At 59.8% G+C, this 16,334-nt stretch carries 18 protein-coding genes; 12 read left to right on the plus strand and 6 right to left on the minus strand.

Annotation, left to right across the window (positions count from 1 at the left end):
* Nucleotides 1-4: 4 nt before the first annotated feature.
* Nucleotides 5-748, plus strand: coding sequence for a siderophore-iron reductase FhuF (fhuF, locus tag EL191_RS09130; RefSeq protein WP_041978291.1), 744 nt, complete (start codon nt 5-7; stop codon nt 746-748).
* Between the two features lie 10 nt (nt 749-758).
* On the opposite strand, the gene EL191_RS09135 is transcribed toward fhuF, so the two are convergent.
* Nucleotides 759-1,526 (minus strand): ATP-binding cassette domain-containing protein, encoded by a 768-nt coding sequence (locus tag EL191_RS09135; RefSeq protein WP_041978294.1) that lies wholly within the window; start codon nt 1,524-1,526, stop codon nt 759-761.
* 133 nt (nt 1,527-1,659) lie between these two features.
* Nucleotides 1,660-2,883: a serine/threonine transporter SstT gene (gene sstT / locus EL191_RS09140; protein WP_017361904.1), complete on the minus strand. Its 1,224-nt coding sequence runs from the start codon at nt 2,881-2,883 to the stop codon at nt 1,660-1,662.
* A 495-nt stretch (nt 2,884-3,378) separates the two neighbouring features.
* Between sstT and EL191_RS09145 the strand changes: the two genes are divergently transcribed.
* On the plus strand, nt 3,379-4,689 hold the full coding sequence (locus tag EL191_RS09145; protein WP_041978297.1) for an MFS transporter: 1,311 nt from the start codon (nt 3,379-3,381) through the stop codon (nt 4,687-4,689).
* A gap of 20 nt (nt 4,690-4,709) precedes the next feature.
* Here the strand turns inward: EL191_RS09145 and EL191_RS09150 are convergent, their stop codons facing one another.
* The 4 genes from EL191_RS09150 to flgA form a co-directional block, all read right to left on the minus strand.
* Nucleotides 4,710-5,459: a flagellar brake protein gene (locus EL191_RS09150; protein WP_041978300.1), complete on the minus strand. Its 750-nt coding sequence runs from the start codon at nt 5,457-5,459 to the stop codon at nt 4,710-4,712.
* Nucleotides 5,460-5,548: 89 nt separating this feature from the next.
* On the minus strand, nt 5,549-6,016 hold the full coding sequence (locus EL191_RS09155; RefSeq protein ID WP_041978302.1) for a flagella synthesis protein FlgN: 468 nt from the start codon (nt 6,014-6,016) through the stop codon (nt 5,549-5,551).
* A 50-nt stretch (nt 6,017-6,066) separates the two neighbouring features.
* Nucleotides 6,067-6,402, minus strand: a complete 336-nt coding sequence (gene flgM / locus EL191_RS09160) for a flagellar biosynthesis anti-sigma factor FlgM (RefSeq protein WP_013714943.1) — start codon at nt 6,400-6,402, stop codon at nt 6,067-6,069.
* A 135-nt stretch (nt 6,403-6,537) separates the two neighbouring features.
* Entirely contained in the window at nt 6,538-7,296 is a 759-nt protein-coding gene (gene flgA, locus EL191_RS09165) for a flagellar basal body P-ring formation chaperone FlgA (RefSeq protein ID WP_017361908.1), read from the minus strand.
* 86 nt (nt 7,297-7,382) lie between these two features.
* On the opposite strand from flgA, the gene EL191_RS09170 reads away from it, so the two are divergent.
* From EL191_RS09170 to EL191_RS09215, 10 genes are all read left to right on the plus strand, one after another.
* Nucleotides 7,383-8,315 carry a chemotaxis protein CheV gene (locus EL191_RS09170; protein WP_013714945.1) on the plus strand — a complete coding sequence of 311 codons (933 nt, stop codon included), beginning with the start codon at nt 7,383-7,385 and terminating at the stop codon, nt 8,313-8,315.
* Nucleotides 8,316-8,359: 44 nt separating this feature from the next.
* Nucleotides 8,360-9,187, plus strand: a complete 828-nt coding sequence (gene cheR / locus EL191_RS09175) for a protein-glutamate O-methyltransferase CheR (protein WP_013714946.1) — start codon at nt 8,360-8,362, stop codon at nt 9,185-9,187.
* Between the two features lie 327 nt (nt 9,188-9,514).
* On the plus strand, nt 9,515-9,922 hold the full coding sequence (gene flgB, locus EL191_RS09180) for a flagellar basal body rod protein FlgB (RefSeq protein ID WP_041978307.1): 408 nt from the start codon (nt 9,515-9,517) through the stop codon (nt 9,920-9,922).
* Nucleotides 9,923-9,933: 11 nt separating this feature from the next.
* Complete coding sequence (gene flgC, locus EL191_RS09185; protein ID WP_013714948.1) at nt 9,934-10,377, plus strand: flagellar basal body rod protein FlgC; 444 nt, start codon at nt 9,934-9,936, stop codon at nt 10,375-10,377.
* A 19-nt stretch (nt 10,378-10,396) separates the two neighbouring features.
* The gene (gene flgD / locus EL191_RS09190) at nt 10,397-11,062 is read left to right on the plus strand and encodes a flagellar hook assembly protein FlgD (RefSeq protein ID WP_017361910.1); all 666 of its coding nucleotides are present in this window, start codon (nt 10,397-10,399) and stop codon (nt 11,060-11,062) included.
* Between the two features lie 36 nt (nt 11,063-11,098).
* Nucleotides 11,099-12,469, plus strand: a complete 1,371-nt coding sequence (flgE, locus tag EL191_RS09195; protein ID WP_013714950.1) for a flagellar hook protein FlgE — start codon at nt 11,099-11,101, stop codon at nt 12,467-12,469.
* 212 nt (nt 12,470-12,681) lie between these two features.
* Nucleotides 12,682-13,422 carry a flagellar basal body rod protein FlgF gene (locus EL191_RS09200; RefSeq protein ID WP_013714951.1) on the plus strand — a complete coding sequence of 247 codons (741 nt, stop codon included), beginning with the start codon at nt 12,682-12,684 and terminating at the stop codon, nt 13,420-13,422.
* A 46-nt stretch (nt 13,423-13,468) separates the two neighbouring features.
* On the plus strand, nt 13,469-14,254 hold the full coding sequence (flgG, locus tag EL191_RS09205) for a flagellar basal-body rod protein FlgG (protein ID WP_013714952.1): 786 nt from the start codon (nt 13,469-13,471) through the stop codon (nt 14,252-14,254).
* Between the two features lie 39 nt (nt 14,255-14,293).
* A complete protein-coding gene (gene flgH, locus EL191_RS09210) occupies nt 14,294-14,992 on the plus strand; it encodes a flagellar basal body L-ring protein FlgH (protein WP_026042015.1) in 699 nt (232 codons plus the stop codon).
* Between the two features lie 251 nt (nt 14,993-15,243).
* Entirely contained in the window at nt 15,244-16,323 is a 1,080-nt protein-coding gene (locus EL191_RS09215; protein ID WP_026042016.1) for a flagellar basal body P-ring protein FlgI, read from the plus strand.
* Nucleotides 16,324-16,334: the final 11 nt, after the last annotated feature.

Genomic DNA, 16,334 nt, shown 5'->3' on the forward strand with positions numbered 1-16,334 from the left:
CAGGGTGATTGAGGCACTGGCGCCCCTGTTCATCGGCGACTTCTCCTCTTATCGGGACACTCTGGTGCTGCACGATGACCCAAGGCCTTCGGTGCCGCTGCGCGAGCTGCTCAGCGCCGAGGGGCTGCCGGCGCTGCTGGTGCGCTTCGGCGAGGCGCACGCAGGCGGTGATCGACGCGCGCTGCTGTCGCAGTGGTCGAAGCATTATTTCGTACGCCTGATTCCGCCGGTGGTAGCCGCCGCGTTGGTGCTGAACCGGCGCCTGCCGCTAGGCCTCGATGACATCGAGGTGGTACTTGATAGGGAGCACTTGCCACAGGCTTTCAAGCTGCGCGATGCGGGGGAGCCGTTCGCCCCTGGCAATCCCTTCGAGCGTTTCACTCATCTCCAGCATGATCACTTGGCCCCCCTGATCCAGGCGTTCACCGCGCAGGTGAAGATCGCTCCGAAAGTGCTGTGGAGCAACGCCGGCAATTATTTCGAGTGGATTCTGACGGCGCTGGGCAAGGTCCTGCCGGCGCCGCTGCTAGCTGACGGATTCAGCCTCTTGCAGGCCGCCCAGCAGCCTGATGGGCGGCGCAATCCGCTGTATCAGCCGGTGCGTTATGTCGAGCTGCAGGGCGCTGCGTTGCCGTGGCGGCAGCGGCGGGTGTGCTGCATTCGCTATTTGCTGCCCGAACTGGAACTGTGCGAGAACTGCCCGCTACTCGACGAGCCCCCGGCGCAGGCAGCCGGTTCGGCCTCCTGAGGCGACCCGTTCAGTACAGGTAGCTGATCGGCGAGCCGTCCGCCGGATTGGCCATCACCCCCATGGGCACGCCGTAGATACGCTCCAGGGTCTCGCCGTGCATCAGCTCGGTCGGGCTGCCTTGCGCCAGCAGGCGCCCGCTGTGCAGGGCCAGCAGGTGATCACAATAGCGCGCAGCCATGTTGATATCGTGCAGCACTACCAGTACGCCCAGGCCCAGCTCACGGCTGAGATCGCTGACACGCGACAGGACTTCCACCTGGTGGGCGATATCCAGCGCAGAGGTGGGTTCGTCGAGCAGCAGGTAGCGGGTGTTCTGTGCCAGCAGCATGGCCAGCCAGACACGCTGGCGCTCGCCACCGGACAGATGATCGACCAGACGATCGGCAAACATGCCAGTGTCGGTCAGGTCCAAGGCGCGCTCGATGCGCGCGCGGTCTTCACTGCCCAGACGGCCAAGGGCGCCATGCCAGGGATAGCGGCCAAAGCCCACCAGCTCGCGTACGGTAAGACCCTCGGTCTGGGGCAACTGCTGCGGCAGATAGGCTACCTGACGGGCGAAATCGCGCTGACCCCACGCCGGCAACGGTTTGCCGTCGAGCAGGATCTGGCCACCGCTGGGCGACTGCTGGCGGGCGAGCAATTTGATCAGAGTGGACTTGCCGGAGCCGTTGTGGCCGATCAGGCCGACCATACGGCCGGCATCGATGCGCAGGTCCAGGGGATGCAGCAGGGTGCGTTCAGGAATGCTGAAACTGACGCTTTGCAATTCGAACATGAAGCCGTCCGCTGTGGGGTGCGAGGGGCGTCAATCTAATTCAAACGCTAATCGTTATCAATTTTCCGTTGATGTTGGATGGCATCGCTTGGAGGACAGAAGGCTTGCACGTGCAAGCCCTCTGTCGTTGGCATCAGGCCTTGCGCTGTTCTTCTGCCATGCAGGCAGCTGCAGTGAACAGGGCGTCGGTGGAGGAGTTCAGCGCGGTCTCCGCCGAGTCCTGAACGATGCCGATGATGAAACCGATAGCGACGATCTGCATGGCCACTTCGTTGGGAATGCCGAACAGGCTGCAAGCCAAGGGAATCAGCAGCAGCGAGCCACCGGCCACTCCCGAGGCGCCGCAGGCACTTATCGAGGCCAGGACGCTCAGTAGCAGGGCGGTGGGCAGATCGACAGCGATGCCCAGGGTGTGCACTGCGGCCATGGTCAGGACGGTGATGGTGATCGCCGCACCAGCCATGTTGATGGTGGCGCCGAGCGGGATCGACACCGAGTAGGTTTCCTCGTGCAGGCCCAGGCGCTGGCACAGTTGCAGGTTGACTGGGATGTTGGCGGCCGAGCTACGAGTGAAGAAGGCGGTGATGCCGCTTTCACGCAGGCAGGTGAACACCAGGGGGTAAGGGTTGCGGCGGATCTTCCAGTAGACCAGTGCGGGGTTGATGATCAGTGCCACCAGCAGCATGCAGCCGACCAGCACTACCAGCAGATGCAGGTAACCGAGCAATGCGTCGAAACCGGATTCGGCCAGGGTCGCGGCGACCAGGCCGAAGATACCCAGCGGCGCCAGGCGAATCACCAACTTGACGATGGCGGTGACCCCGTTGGACAGGTCGCCCAGCAACTGCTTGCTGCCGGCGCTGGCATGGCGGAAGGCGAAACCGAGGCCGATGGCCCACGCCAGGATGCCAATGAAGTTGCCGCGCAGCAGCGCGTTGACCGGGTTGTCGACCACGTTCATCAGCAGCGTCTTCAGGACCTCACCGATACCCCCGGGCGGCGTGAGCTCGGCAACCTGGCTGCTCAGTACCAGCGATGATGGAAAAGCGAAGCTGGCAACGACTGCTACCAGTGCGGCGCTGAAAGTGCCGATCAGGTACATCAGCAGAATCGGTCGGATGTGGGTCTGCTGGCCGTGCTGATGATTGGCGATGGATGACATCACCAGAATGAACACCAGGACCGGAGCGACCGCCTTGAGCGCAGAGACGAACACGTCACCGATGAAGCCTACGGACAGGGCTGCCTGCGGGGCGACGACGGCGAGGGCGATACCTGCGAGCAGACCGATGATGATCTGCGTCACCAGACTGATACGGTTGAGGAACTGCAGGGCAGGGTGCATGGCTTGGGACATCGCGTGGTTCTCTGGTTGCTGGGCGCGTTGCGAATGGCGTCGTGCCTGGTTCGAGAGGCTTCTCAGCAAGGCCTGCAGAAGGCCCGCCGAAAAATAGCGCGCGACTCTAGCACAGGCTCGCCAGGCGTCGTGATATGGATGGGCATCAGGGCGACAGGGTGCAATCCGGTGTCGCATCTCGATAAGCTTTGCCTGCTTGCAAGCCTCAGAGTTCGAGTCCGGCCCCTGCAGAGCTCTGCGTAGCGGTAGGTAGGGTGGGGTATAGGGCGAAGTGCTCGAGCGATGAGCGCATAACCTATATGCCGCCCGCGAGCGACGAAACCACGGCGATATGCTGTCGAACTGTTCGCTGCAGAATTCATCGAAAGTTACATCGTAGGCACGAGCATGGAATTTAACCGCGCTGCGATGACATAACGTCCAGGAGCGTCCTATTCTGGCTGGCCAGGCCTGACGCCGTTTATCGACACTGCGTACGAGGAGCTTTACCCGCCAATGCGATTGATCTGGAAGTCATTCCGCTCGCTGTACTTCGCCACCCTGCTGATGTTGCTCGGCTCCGGTCTGCTCAGTACCTACCTGGCGCTGCGCCTGGCCGATACAGTGGACGGTCTGTGGGTCGGTGCACTGATGGCGGCCAACTATTTTGGCCTGGTGCTGGGTGGCAAGTTGGGTCATCGCCTGATCGGTCGAGTGGGCCATATCCGTGCCTATGTGGCTTGCGCCGGGGTGGTTACCGCGGCAGTGCTGGGCCACGGCCTGGTGGAGTGGCTGCCGTTCTGGTTGTTCCTGCGCATGCTGGTGGGCCTGGGCATGATGTGCCAGTACATGGTGATCGAGAGCTGGCTAAACGAGCAGGCTGAGGCCAGGCAGCGCGGCCTGGTATTCAGTGGCTACATGGCAGCCTCCTATCTGGGGCTGATTCTCGGGCAGTTGGCCTTGGTGGTTCATCCCACGCTGGGGTTGGAGCTGCTGATGATGGTCGCCTTATGTTTCGCTCTGTGCCTGGTGCCAGTGGCGCTGACTCGCCGCCTGCACCCTGCTCCTTTACATCCCGCGCCATTGGAGTTGCGTTTCTTCCTCAGTCGGGTGCCGCTATCGCTGACTACTATTTCGGTTGCCGGTCTGCTCATCGGCTCGTTCTATGGTCTGGCACCCCTGTATGCCACGCGCATGGGCCTTTCCACGGAGGAGGTGGGCCTGTTCATGGGTAGCTGTATTCTGGCCGGCTTGCTGGTGCAGTGGCCTCTGGGCTGGTTGTCGGATCGCCATGATCGCGTGCGTCTGATTCGCGGTTGCGCGGTGCTGTTGCTGCTGGCGGCCCTGCCTCTTGCGGTGCTGCAGGAGAGCTTTCTCGGCCTGCTGATCTGCATCGGTTTTCTGGTCAGCCTTATGCAGTTCAGCCTCTATCCGCTGGCGGTGGCCCTGGCCAACGACCATGTGGAGCCGGAGCGGCGCGTGTCGCTCACGGCCATGCTGCTGGTCACCTTCGGCGTTGGCGCCTGTATCGGCCCCTTGCTGACGGGCGTGCTGATGCGTTTCTACGGGGCCAATATGCTGTACGTGTTCGTCTGCGTCTGCGCGCTCATCCTGATCTGGCGCATCCGCCCTGAAGTGGTGACGCATCTGCATCAGGTCGATGATGCGCCGCTGCAGCATATGGCCATGCCCGGCAACGTCACCAGTTCGCCATTGGTCGCTGCGCTTGATCCGCGAGTGGACGAGCAGACCGTACAGGAGCAGATGCAGGAGCCCGCTGCGGCCGCGGCAGCTGAGGGCCAGGAGAAGGTGCAGGCAGCCCAGTAAGGCCAGCCTGCAAGCTAGGTCTAGAAGGGGGCGTCGTTCTCGGTGCGGCGCGCCTCGCGCTGGAGCTGATAGACGAAGCGCTCAACCTGGCGTTGCTCCAGACCACTGATGCGATGGAAACGAGCGCCGACGAAAGTCATGTCGACCTTGTCCTCGTATTGCACATGGCGTATTTCCACTGCGCAGGTCAGGTTGCCGAAGGGTAGATAAGCCGTGAGACGCTCATGTACCTGGCCCCCACTCAACTGTTGGGTGACGTCGCCGGCAAAACGCAGCTTGCAGCCGCCGGCCGAGATATCCAGCAAGTGGCCGGGTAGCGGTTCACGCAGCTTGTCGCCATTGAGAACCACCTTGACCAGATCACTCAACTTTAACTGTGCGCGAAAGGCACTGCGGCGCTGGTGATAGATCGCTTCGGTGGGGAGAGGGGTCCAATAGCAGGGGGCGCCATCGAGCTCGCCAAGTTGCACATCATGATCACAGGTCCACGCCACGCGCACGCCATCGCGAAAGGCCTCGACGTTGAACGTCTCGCCCTGCTTGAGAAAACGCTCACCGTCGGTGGGGATGATCTCATCCAGGGCGATGCGTGCACGGTCCTTGTCAATTTCGACAAGGTAACTCTGAAAACGCTGAGCACGGCCCTTGAACTGGATAAGCAGAGGATCGTGGTTTTGTTGCAATTGACGCAGGGTGGCAATGATCTCGACGGATGTCTTGAGCACCTTGGGCGGTTGAGGACCGCTCTCGTCGTTGAACGCGCTGGACACAGTTCGGAACTCTCCGAGTTATGGACTACAACGGCACCAGCATACTGGCGAAGTGCCTGCATGTCCCTGTGCTTTTTATGATGAGGGGCTCAGGCCTGGCTGAGCGGCCTTTGCTGCGCGATTCTAGCGGCACTGCCGCGGCTGTCATAGAGCCCTGGCGTCTCACCGCCACGGAGGATGCCGAGGACGCTACCAACCGAGGCCTGGTTGGCGCGGATCAAACGGCCATTGCGCAGATTGGCTTCCTGGCAGCGCTGTAGCAAAGTGGACAGTTGCTCGCTGCGAGCGAGCAACTGATCGCCTACGGAAGACTTGCCTGCCAATGCTGTCAGGCCCTCACGGTCAGCGTTCAGCCCGGCATCTAGCAGTAGGCGGCTGCGCTCGGTGCCATGCTGTTGGAGCAGGGCAAGCAGAGGTTGCTTTTCGTTGAGCAGACTATCGAGGCGAGGTAGATCGCGTTCGGTAAGTGCCTGGAATTCGTTATCGATCAGCTCAAGCAGTTGCTCGGCGGTGCCGATATCGGAGGTGAACAGGTCAAGCAGGGCTGTGTCGTGCATGGCGGGCTCTTGGGGGTCGGGCGTCCAACACCCCCAGCGCAGCCCTGGGACTAGCGCTGGGATTCGAAGTCGAGCAGTTTCTGGGCGACGCGTTTGCTGTCGACCTGATAGCTACCGTCGGCGATGGCCTGTTTCAGCTGGGCCACACGCTCCTTGTTGACGATAGGCTGATCACGCAGCTTCTCGCCGATTGTTTGCAACTGTTGTGCCTCGCGGCTCAGTTGCACGGATTCGCCGCTTTTGGCGTTGCTTTGTTCATCGGTACCGGTGACAGGCGCCTTGTTCGGCTGTGCCGACTCACTGCGATTGCCAGCCTGAGTCGCGCCGGTACGCCCCGCATTGGCGGGCGTGTTGGCATTGTTCAGCCGGTTGAAGTCGATGACCATGATGCAGAACCTCGGACGATATGGTGGACGCTTGCCATGCTTTTCGGCCGCTGCCCGGAAAACTTTAGGACTAATTTCACTGCGTCGCTCAACAGTGTAGAAAATCGCCAGGCCTTTGCGCTACAAGAAACATGCCTACATGGCTACTTCCACTTGGCCAGGACCGACAACGCGGGCCCTGACCACTCGTTGCGAACGCAAGTTGCGAACATTGATCTGTTCACCCGGAGCGCCATCCGTCAGGGCTTCGCCCGGCATTCGTACGTTCACTGTGGTGCCCCGCGCGCTGATGACGACCTGATCGCCACGGCGTATAACTTCCGCGATCTGCAGATGGCTGGGAGCCAGAACCTGATCTCCACCTAGCTGTCGCGTCAATTTTTTGCCGATTGCTTGCGTCGTGTCTGTCAGGAAGTTTTGACCCAGTGGCCCGACGTCCCGTTCCATCATGCTCAGATCCGAAGCCTTGACGACGCTCATACGCTTGAGAGGGCGGGTCAATACGACGACTGGGCGATACAAGCGTATTTCAGCCGGCACGAAGACCGTCCAAGGTGCGCTGCCGTCGCAGCGCACGCGCGTGGTCACACGTCCCAGTGGCTGCGCCGGGCTTTCCAGGGTGGTGGTCAGCGGTTGGTCACACAGGGGCAGACGTAACCGTGGGTCGAGACGATTGACGCGAACCTCATGGCGGCCCTGAATTTCGCTACGCTGTAGATATTCAGTGGTGGCCTGCTCAAGAAAGGACTCGGTAGCGCCGATAAGTTGATCGGTACTGGTGAAAGTCGCAGCCGCAGTAGCGCTGTAGCCGAGTGTCGGCAAAGCGAGTAAAACGGACAAAGGGGCGAGGCACTTTGCCAGTAGCTGACGGAATGATGACGTTCTAGGCTTCATGAATGATGTAAAGCAAGCCCCGTGCCGCCTGCTAGGCTGCTAGGCTGCTAGAGGCAGGCGTTACCAATACGATAAGGAGTCCGGGCATGGCCGGGTTGATGGATTCGGTTAACCAGCGCACGCAGCTGGTAGGGCAGAACCGTTTGGAGTTGTTGTTGTTCCGCCTGGAAGGCCCACAGCTTTACGGCATCAACGTATTCAAGGTGAAGGAGGTGCTGCAGTGCCCCAATCTCACCATCATGCCCAAATCCAGCCGGGTGGTGCGGGGGGTGGCCAACATTCGTGGCGGCACCATCCCCATTCTTGACCTTTCCATCGCCACCGGACGGGCACCGCTGGAAGACCTCAAGACCAGCTTCGTCATCATTACCGAGTACAACACCAAGGTTCAGGGGTTTCTGGTGCGCTCGGTGGAACGTATCGTCAACATGAACTGGGAAGAGATCCATCCGCCACCCAAGGGCACCGGGCGCGATCACTACCTGACCGCTGTTACGCGGCTCGATCAGCAACTGGTCGAGATCATCGATGTCGAGAAGATTCTTGCCGAGGTTGCGCCGACCTCCGAAGTGATCTCTGCCGGCGTCATCGATGATCAGGTGCAGAGTCAGGCGGTGACCAAGCATGTGTTGATCGTCGATGACTCTTCGGTGGCGCGTAAGCAGGTTTCGCGCTGCCTGCAAACCGTAGGAGTCGAGGTGACCGCGCTGAATGATGGCCGTGAGGCACTCAATTATCTGAAGAAAATGGCAGACGAGGGGCGCTTCCCCGACAAGGAACTGTTGATGCTGATTTCCGATATCGAGATGCCCGAGATGGACGGATATACACTGACGACTGAGATTCGTAGCGATCCGCGCATGCAGAAGCTGCATATCCTCCTGCATACTTCACTTTCTGGTGTATTCAACCAGGCGATGGTGAAGAAGGTCGGGGCTGACGACTTCCTGGCCAAATTCAAGCCGGATGATCTGGCGGCGCGTGTTGTCGATCGCATTCGTGTATCGGATGGGGGCTGAAGGGGCAACCTTCAGCGAATGTAATGGTAGGTGAGGCGGCACTAGTGTCTTCAGGTAATTTGGATTTTGAGCAGTTCCGGACTTTCCTGGAAAAGGCCTGCGGTATTCTGCTTGGCAGCAACAAGCAGTACCTGGTTTCCAGCCGTCTGAACAAGCTGATGGAACAGAACGGCATCAAAACCCTGGGCGAGCTGGTGCAGCGCATGCAAAGCCAGCCGCGTGGGGGGCTGCGCGAGCAGGTGGTAGATGCCATGACCACCAACGAGACCTTGTGGTTTCGCGACACCTACCCCTTCGAGGTGCTCAAGAATCGTGTGCTGCCTGAGCTGATCAAGGCCTATCCGGCCCAGCGCCTGCGTATATGGTCCGCGGCCTGCTCTTCCGGCCAGGAGCCGTACTCGCTGTCGATGTCCATCGATGAGTTCGAGCGCAGTAATCTCGGTCAGCTCAAGGCTGGCGTGCAGATCGTTGCCACCGATCTTTCGCCTTCGATGCTGGCCAACTGCAAGTCCGGCGAGTACGACAGCCTTGCCATGGGGCGCGGCCTTTCTCAGGAGCGCCTGCAGCGTTATTTCGACCCCAAGGGGCCGGGACGCTGGCAGGTCAAGGCGCCGGTCAAGAGTCGTGTTGAGTTTCGCCCGCTCAATTTGCTGGACAGCTATGCTGCGTTGGGCAAGTTCGACATCGTGTTCTGCCGAAATGTCCTCATCTATTTTTCGGCTGAGGTGAAGAAGGACATTCTTACGCGTATCCATGCCACCCTGAAACCGGGCGGCTACCTGTTCCTTGGCGCCTCTGAGGCCCTCAACGGCCTGCCGGACAAATACCAGATGGTGCAGTGCAGCCCTGGGATCATCTACAAGGCGAAGTAGTGCTAGGCGCGTTCGCAATCAGCAACGGGAGGCCATATGGCCTCCCGTTTGCGTTTCTGAGGTCTGAAAACGGTAGGCGCGCGTGTACACCAGCCGTTTGGCGTGTTGCTTACAGGCCGGCACCCTGCGGTTCGGCGGGGCGGCAATCTGTCCGATTGGCTTTGCCGTTTACTTGCCCGTAGGCGGAAAGGCCTTGCCGCTTTGCCGCTTTTTATCGCTTTGCATGCTCTTAATGCTTTGATTTTATTGGGATAAATAAATTGGCACAGCCTTTGCTGAATAGCTCGCAACAGTGACCACATCGCCTCAGCGGCAAAGGTTCAGAATATGAGCATCAACTTCGGCAAAGCACTCGGCATCCATGAACAGGCCCTAGGTTTCCGCGCCCAGCGCGCAGAGGTGCTGTCCAATAACATCGCCAACGCCGATACGCCGAACTACAAGGCGCGCGACCTGGACTTCGCCAGCGTGCTGGCCGAGCAGAATAGTCGCATGCAGCGCGGCGGTGTCGCCCTGAACCGTACCGACAGTCGGCATATCCCAGCAGAGGGCCTGAATAGCGGTGAAGCCGAGCTGCCTTATCGCACGCCGTTTCATGCCTCGCTCGATCAGAACACCGTCGACCTGCAGATCGAACAGGCGAGCTACGCCGAGAACGCTGTGCAGTTTCAGGCCAGCTTCACCTTCCTCAATAGCAAATTCAAAGGGCTGACTAGCGCCCTGCGCGGCGAATAAGGAGCGCGACCATGTCCCTTGCCAGTGTCTTCAATATCGCCGGAACCGGGATGAGTGCCCAGAGCACTCGCCTGAACACCATCTCCAGCAACATCGCCAACGCCGAGACTGTGTCCTCGAGCCTGGATCAGACTTACCGTGCGCGCCACCCGGTCTTTGCCACCGTGTTCCAGCAGGCGCAGGGCGGTGATCGTGGTTCGCTGTTCGCCGAGCAGGACGAGGCCGGTCGTGGCGTTCAGGTGCTGGGCGTGATCGAGGATCAGAGCAGCCTGATGCCGCGTTACGAGCCGGATCATCCGATGGCCAACGCCGACGGTTACGTCTACTACCCGAATGTCAACGTGGTCGAGGAAATGGCCGACATGATCTCTGCCAGTCGTGCCTTCCAGACCAACGTGGAAATGATGAACACCGCCAAACAGATGCTGCAGCGTGTGCTGACCCTGGGTCAGTAAGGTATCGAGGAGACTAGGGATGAGCACAGTAAGCGGCACTAGTTCGGTATTGGATCAATACCAGATCAAGCAAGACACTAAGCAGAACAAGGATCTTGGCAAGAACGAGTTCCTTAACCTGCTGGTGGCACAGTTGAACAACCAGAATCCGCTGGAGCCGCAGGGCAACGGTGAGTTCATCGCCCAGTTGGCCCAGTTCAGCCAGGTCGAAGGTATCGAGAAGCTAAACACCAGCATGGGCTCCATGCTGTCCAGCTTCCAATCGTCGCAGGCCTTGCAGGCGTCGTCACTGGTCGGGCGCAAGGTGATCGTCCCGAGCGAAAAAGCGGTGGTTGATACCAGCGAAAGCCTCAAGGCCAGCACTGTACTGCCTGTGAGCAGTAGCAACGTTTACGTCAATGTCTACGACAACTCTGGGTCGCTGGTTAATCGTATCAACCTGGGGGAGCAAGCTGCCGGCAATGTCAGCTTCATTTGGGATGGCAAGGACTCCAGTGGAAACGTTGCACCGCCAGGTACCTACAAATTCGAAGCGCAGGCGACCTACGGCAGCGAAACCAAGGGGCTCTACACCTTGCTTCCGGCCAACGTCGACAGCGTTACCCTGGGCGGCAATGAGCTGATGCTCAACCTTGCCGGTCTGGGCAGTGTTCCGCTTTCACAAGTGCAGGTCATCGGCCAGTAATTATTGACGCCGGTCGTTCCGGCAAAGGAGTCTTCCATGTCGTTCAATATCGGTCTCAGTGGTCTGCGTGCTGCGACCAGCGACCTCAATGTCACTGGCAACAACATCGCCAATGCCGGCACAGCGGGCTTCAAGCAGTCGCGCGCCGAATTCGCCGATCTTTACGCTTCATCGATGCTCGGAACCGGCAAGAACCCGCAGGGCAGTGGTGTGCTGCTGGCTGATGTCGCCCAGTTGTTCAATCAGGGCAATATCAATTACACGCAGAATGCGCTGGACATGGCGATCAACGGAAACGGCTTCTTCATGACCAGCAACAATGGTGAGATGAGCTATACACGTTCCGGTTACTTCGGTACTGACCGTGATGGCTACATCGTCAATAACTTCGGCTATCGCCTTCAGGGTTACGCCGCTGACGATAGCGGCAACATCTTGCCGGTGCAGTCCGATCTGCGCGTCAGTGCTGGTCAGCAGGAGCCCAAGGCCACCACTACTGTCACTCAGCGGATCAACCTGAACTCAAATGCTGTGCGTCCAGCCAATGCCGGAACCATGGCGGCGCCAACCTTCGATCCGAGCGATTCGAAGTCTTTCAACTGGTCCACATCGACCAATATCTATGACTCGCAAGGCAATGCCCACGTTATGAGCCAGTACTTCGTCAAGAATGAAGCGCCGGCCAACAATGGCTGGGTCATGCATGTACTGATCGACGGCGTCAATCCGCGGGACCCGAGCAGCACTCAGCCCTTCAGCTATGCAGTGAACTACGATGCAGCTGGCCAGCTGGCAGATCCGGCGCTGACCCCTCTAGCCAGTACGCCGCCCAACCCGGCTCTGGATGCTCCTGCCATTCCAACCGGTACGCCCAATGGCATTTTTGCCCTGGCTGAGGCCGACTGGGTGCCGGCCGAGAAGGACCCGGTCAACCCGGGAACCATGGTGGCCAATGGGGCCGATAGCGAGGCTTTCACCTTCGACATGCGTGGCTCGACGCAGTACGCCGCGTCCTTCGGTGTCAATGCGGTCAGTCAGGACGGTTACACCACAGGTCAGCTTGCCGGGATCGAGGTCGACGATACCGGCATTATCTTCGCCCGTTACACCAATGGTCAGTCCAAGGTACAGGGGCAGGTTCTACTGGCCAACTTCGCCAATGTGCAGGGTTTGAGCCCCGTGGGCAAGACCGCTTGGGTGCAGTCGTTCGAATCAGGCGAGCCGGTGATCGGTACGCCGCGCAGCAGCACCTTGGGTGCTCTGCAGGCCGGCGCGCTGGAAGACTCAAACGTTGAGCTGTCCGATCAACTGGTTAATCTGATCGTGGCTCAGCGTAACTACCAGGCCAACGCCAAGACCATCGAAACCGAGAGTGCAATCACTCAGACCATCATCAACCTTCGTTGATGATTCCAAGGTGAGATAAAGCGGCAAGCCAGGCTTGCCGCTTTGCCGTTCCAGGGCCGGCAAAACCTCGCCGCCGGCCTGTCTCCATTTGCATCTTTCTCTTTTAAATTCCTTTTAAATCAGTGTTTTGAGGTTATTTTTCGAAGTTGGCACAGCGCTTGCTTTTTTGCTTGCAAAGAGCCAAGGGCACGTCGCCCACTCGGAGAGTTACCATGGACAAGATGCTGTACGTCTCCATGACCGGAGCGCAGAACAACACAATGGGTCTGCGCGCCCACGCCAACAACCTGGCGAACGTTTCCACCTCGGGGTTTCGTCGCGATTTCGAGCAGGCGCGCTCCATGCCTCTGTTCGGTGAAAGCTATCCGGCGCGAGTGTTCGCCATGAGCGAGCGGCCAGCCACAGACTTTCGCCCCGGTTCACTGCAGGAAACCGGCCGCGACCTTGATGTCGCCGTTGGTGGTAAGGGCTGGATTGCGGTGCAGGCGCCTGATGGCAGCGAAGCCTATGTGCGTACTGCCAGCCTGAATATCGACGCGCTGGGTATGTTGCGCACCGGCAACGGTTTGCCGGTGATGGGCAATGCCGGGCCAATTGCCGTGCCGCCAGAGCAGAAGGTGGAAATCGGCCAGGACGGCACCATCAGTATTCGTGCCCTTGGTGAAAATCCCAATGTGCTGGCCGAAGTAGACCGCATCAAACTGGTCAACCCTGATCCGAAAAGCATGGAGAAGGGTACCGATGGCCTGATCCGGGTCAAGGGGCAGCCCGAGGTCGAGGCCGACGCTACGGTTCAGGTGACTTCCGGCTTTCTCGAGGCGAGCAACGTCAATGCCGTCGAGGAGATGACCGCAATCCTTTCCCTGTCCCGTCAGTTCGAGCTGTCGGTAAAGATGATGCGTACCGCCGAAGACAACTCGTCAGCGATGGCGCGGGTTTTGCAGATTAGCTAATTACCAGCACGCAGCGTCGTAAAAACGGCGCTCGAGGAGAAACGATATGCTTCCGGCACTGTGGGTCAGCAAGACCGGTTTGTCCGCCCAGGACATGAACCTGACCACCATTTCCAACAACCTGGCCAACGTCGCGACCACGGGCTTCAAGCGTGATCGCGCCGAGTTCGAGGATTTGCTTTACCAAATCCGCCGTCAGCCGGGTGGTCAGACTAGCCAGGACAGTGAGCTGCCTTCCGGCCTGCAGTTGGGGACCGGTGTCCGTGTTGTGGGAACGCAGAAAATCTTCACCGCCGGCAGTTTGCAGACTACTGAGCAGCCGCTCGACCTTGCCGTCAATGGCCGTGGTTTCTTCCAGATCCTCCAGCCCGATGGCACCGTTTCCTATACCCGTGACGGTAGCTTCCATCTGAATTCCGACGGCCAGATCGTCACCTCCCAGGGGTTCGCTCTGGAGCCGGCCATCGTTCTCCCGGCAGAAGTACGCACCTTCACCGTTGGTGAAGACGGGACCGTATCGGTGACAACCGCAGGTAACGCGCAGGCGCAGGTGATTGGCAACATCCAGCTGGCTGACTTCGTCAACCCGGCAGGCCTTGAGGCGATCGGCAACAACCTGTTCCTCGAGACCGGCTCAAGCGGTGCTCCACAGGTCGGCAACCCGGGCCTCAATGGTTTGGGCACCACGCTGCAGAACACCCTGGAGAACTCTAACGTCAGCGTGGTGGAAGAGCTGGTCAACATGATCACCACCCAGCGCGCCTATGAAATGAACTCCAAGGTGATTTCCACCGCCGATCAGATGCTTTCCTTCGTGACGCAGAACCTCTGATCCTTTTGACTTTGTTGTGAACGCCGCGAGGTAGTGGTTATGAACCGGCATATGATCTTTTCCCCCCTGTTGGCTGGCGTGCTGCTCAGCAGCGGCTGTGTGGCGCCGACAGCCAAGCCGGATGATCCCTATTACGCCCCCGTATTGCCGCGCACACCGCTGCCGGCGGCGCAGAACAACGGCTCTATCTATCAGGCAGGGTTTGAAAATGGCCTGTATGACGATCGCAAGGCATTCCGCATCGGTGACGTCATCACCATCACCCTCAACGAGCGTACTCAAGCCAGCAAGAACGCCAACAGCAATATTAAGAAAGACAGCAGTGCCAATCTGGGAGTGACCTCTTTGTTCGGCTCCACGCCTTCGGCTACCAACCCGCTTACGGGTGGCAACATGAGCCTAGGTGCGCAGTTTGATGGCCAGCGTGAGGCCAGTGGTTCCGGCCAGACCGGGCAAAGCAACAGTCTTTCGGGTTCGATCACCGTCACCGTCGCTGAGGTGCTGCCCAACGGTATTCTCGCTGTTCGCGGTGAGAAGTGGATGACGCTCAATACCGGCGATGAACTTGTTCGTATCTCGGGCTTGGTACGTGCTGACGATATCGCTACCGACAATACCGTGGCCTCCACTCGTATTGCCGATGCGCGCATCACGTATTCGGGGACCGGCGCCTTCGCTGATGCGAGTCAGCCCGGTTGGTTGAGTCGCTTCTTCGTCAGCCCGCTGTGGCCGTTCTGATCGGGGTGTTAGAGATGAAATCCTGGCTGACTCATTCTTCGTCCGCGCTGCACGGTCGTCTCTCTCAATGGTGCGCGCGAGCCACGGCAAACGGGGCTGCACGCAAGGCGTTCGCAGTGACGTCGGCTTCCGCCGGAACTCGAGCTCAGGGTCTCGAGTCCGCGCGTGCCGGTGCGTGCCGCCGTCAGTTCGCTGTCGCCCATCGCGGCTATCGTCATCGCGGCGCCAACGATTGGCTGCTGTTGGCCACTATGCTCGCCTGCATGCTGTTGAGCTTGCCGACGCAGGCCGAGCGCCTTAAGGATCTGGCCTCGATCCAGGGCGTGCGCAGCAACCAGTTGATCGGTTACGGTCTGGTGGTCGGCCTCAATGGCAGTGGTGACCAGACCACCCAGACGCCTTTCACCGTGCAAACCTTCAACAATATGTTGGCGCAGTTCGGCATCAAGGTCCCGCCAGGCGGCAACGTGCAGTTGAAGAACGTCGCTGCGGTTTCGGTGCATGCCGACCTGCCGGCTTTCGCCAAGCCGGGGCAGACCATCGATATCACGATTTCGTCCATCGGTAACGCCAAGAGCCTTCGCGGTGGCAGCCTGTTGATGACCCCGCTGAAGGGCATCGATGGCAACGTTTACGCCATCGCCCAGGGCAACCTGGTGGTGGGTGGCTTCGATGCCAGTGGCGCCGACGGCTCGCGCATCACCGTCAACGTACCGTCTGCCGGCCGTATCCCCGGTGGTGCCACTGTGGAACGTCCGGTGCCGAGCGGTTTCGATCAGGGCAACTACCTGACCCTGAATCTCAATCGTCCCGACTTCACCACGGCGAAGAACATCGTCGACCAGATCAACGATCTGCTTGGCCCCGGTGTGGCTCAGGCCATCGATGGAGGGTCGATCCGCGTCAGCGCACCGCTCGATCCCAACCAACGAGTCGACTACCTGTCGATTCTGGAGAACCTGCAGGTCGAGGCCGGCAAGGCAGTGGCCAAGGTGATCATCAATTCGCGCACTGGCACCATCGTCATCGGCCAGGACGTCAAGGTGCAACCGGCCGCCGTTACCCACGGCAGCCTGACCGTGACGATCACCGAAGACCCTATCGTGAGCCAGCCCGAAGCATTGTCCGGTGGGCAGACTGCCGTGGTGCCACGTTCTCGAGTGGGCGCCGAGCAAGAGGCCAAGCCAATGTTCAAGTTTGGCCCTGGCACCAGCCTCGACGAGATCGTCCGTGCAGTTAACCAGGTGGGTGCGGCACCTTCCGACCTGATGGCCATCCTGGAGGCGCTCAAGCAAGCCGGCGCCTTACAGGCTGACCTGATCGTGATCTGAGGAGGATCGCC

Origin of the sequence: Pseudomonas mendocina (assembly GCF_900636545.1) — a bacterium.
Classification (GTDB): Bacteria; Pseudomonadota; Gammaproteobacteria; order Pseudomonadales; family Pseudomonadaceae; genus Aquipseudomonas; species Aquipseudomonas mendocina.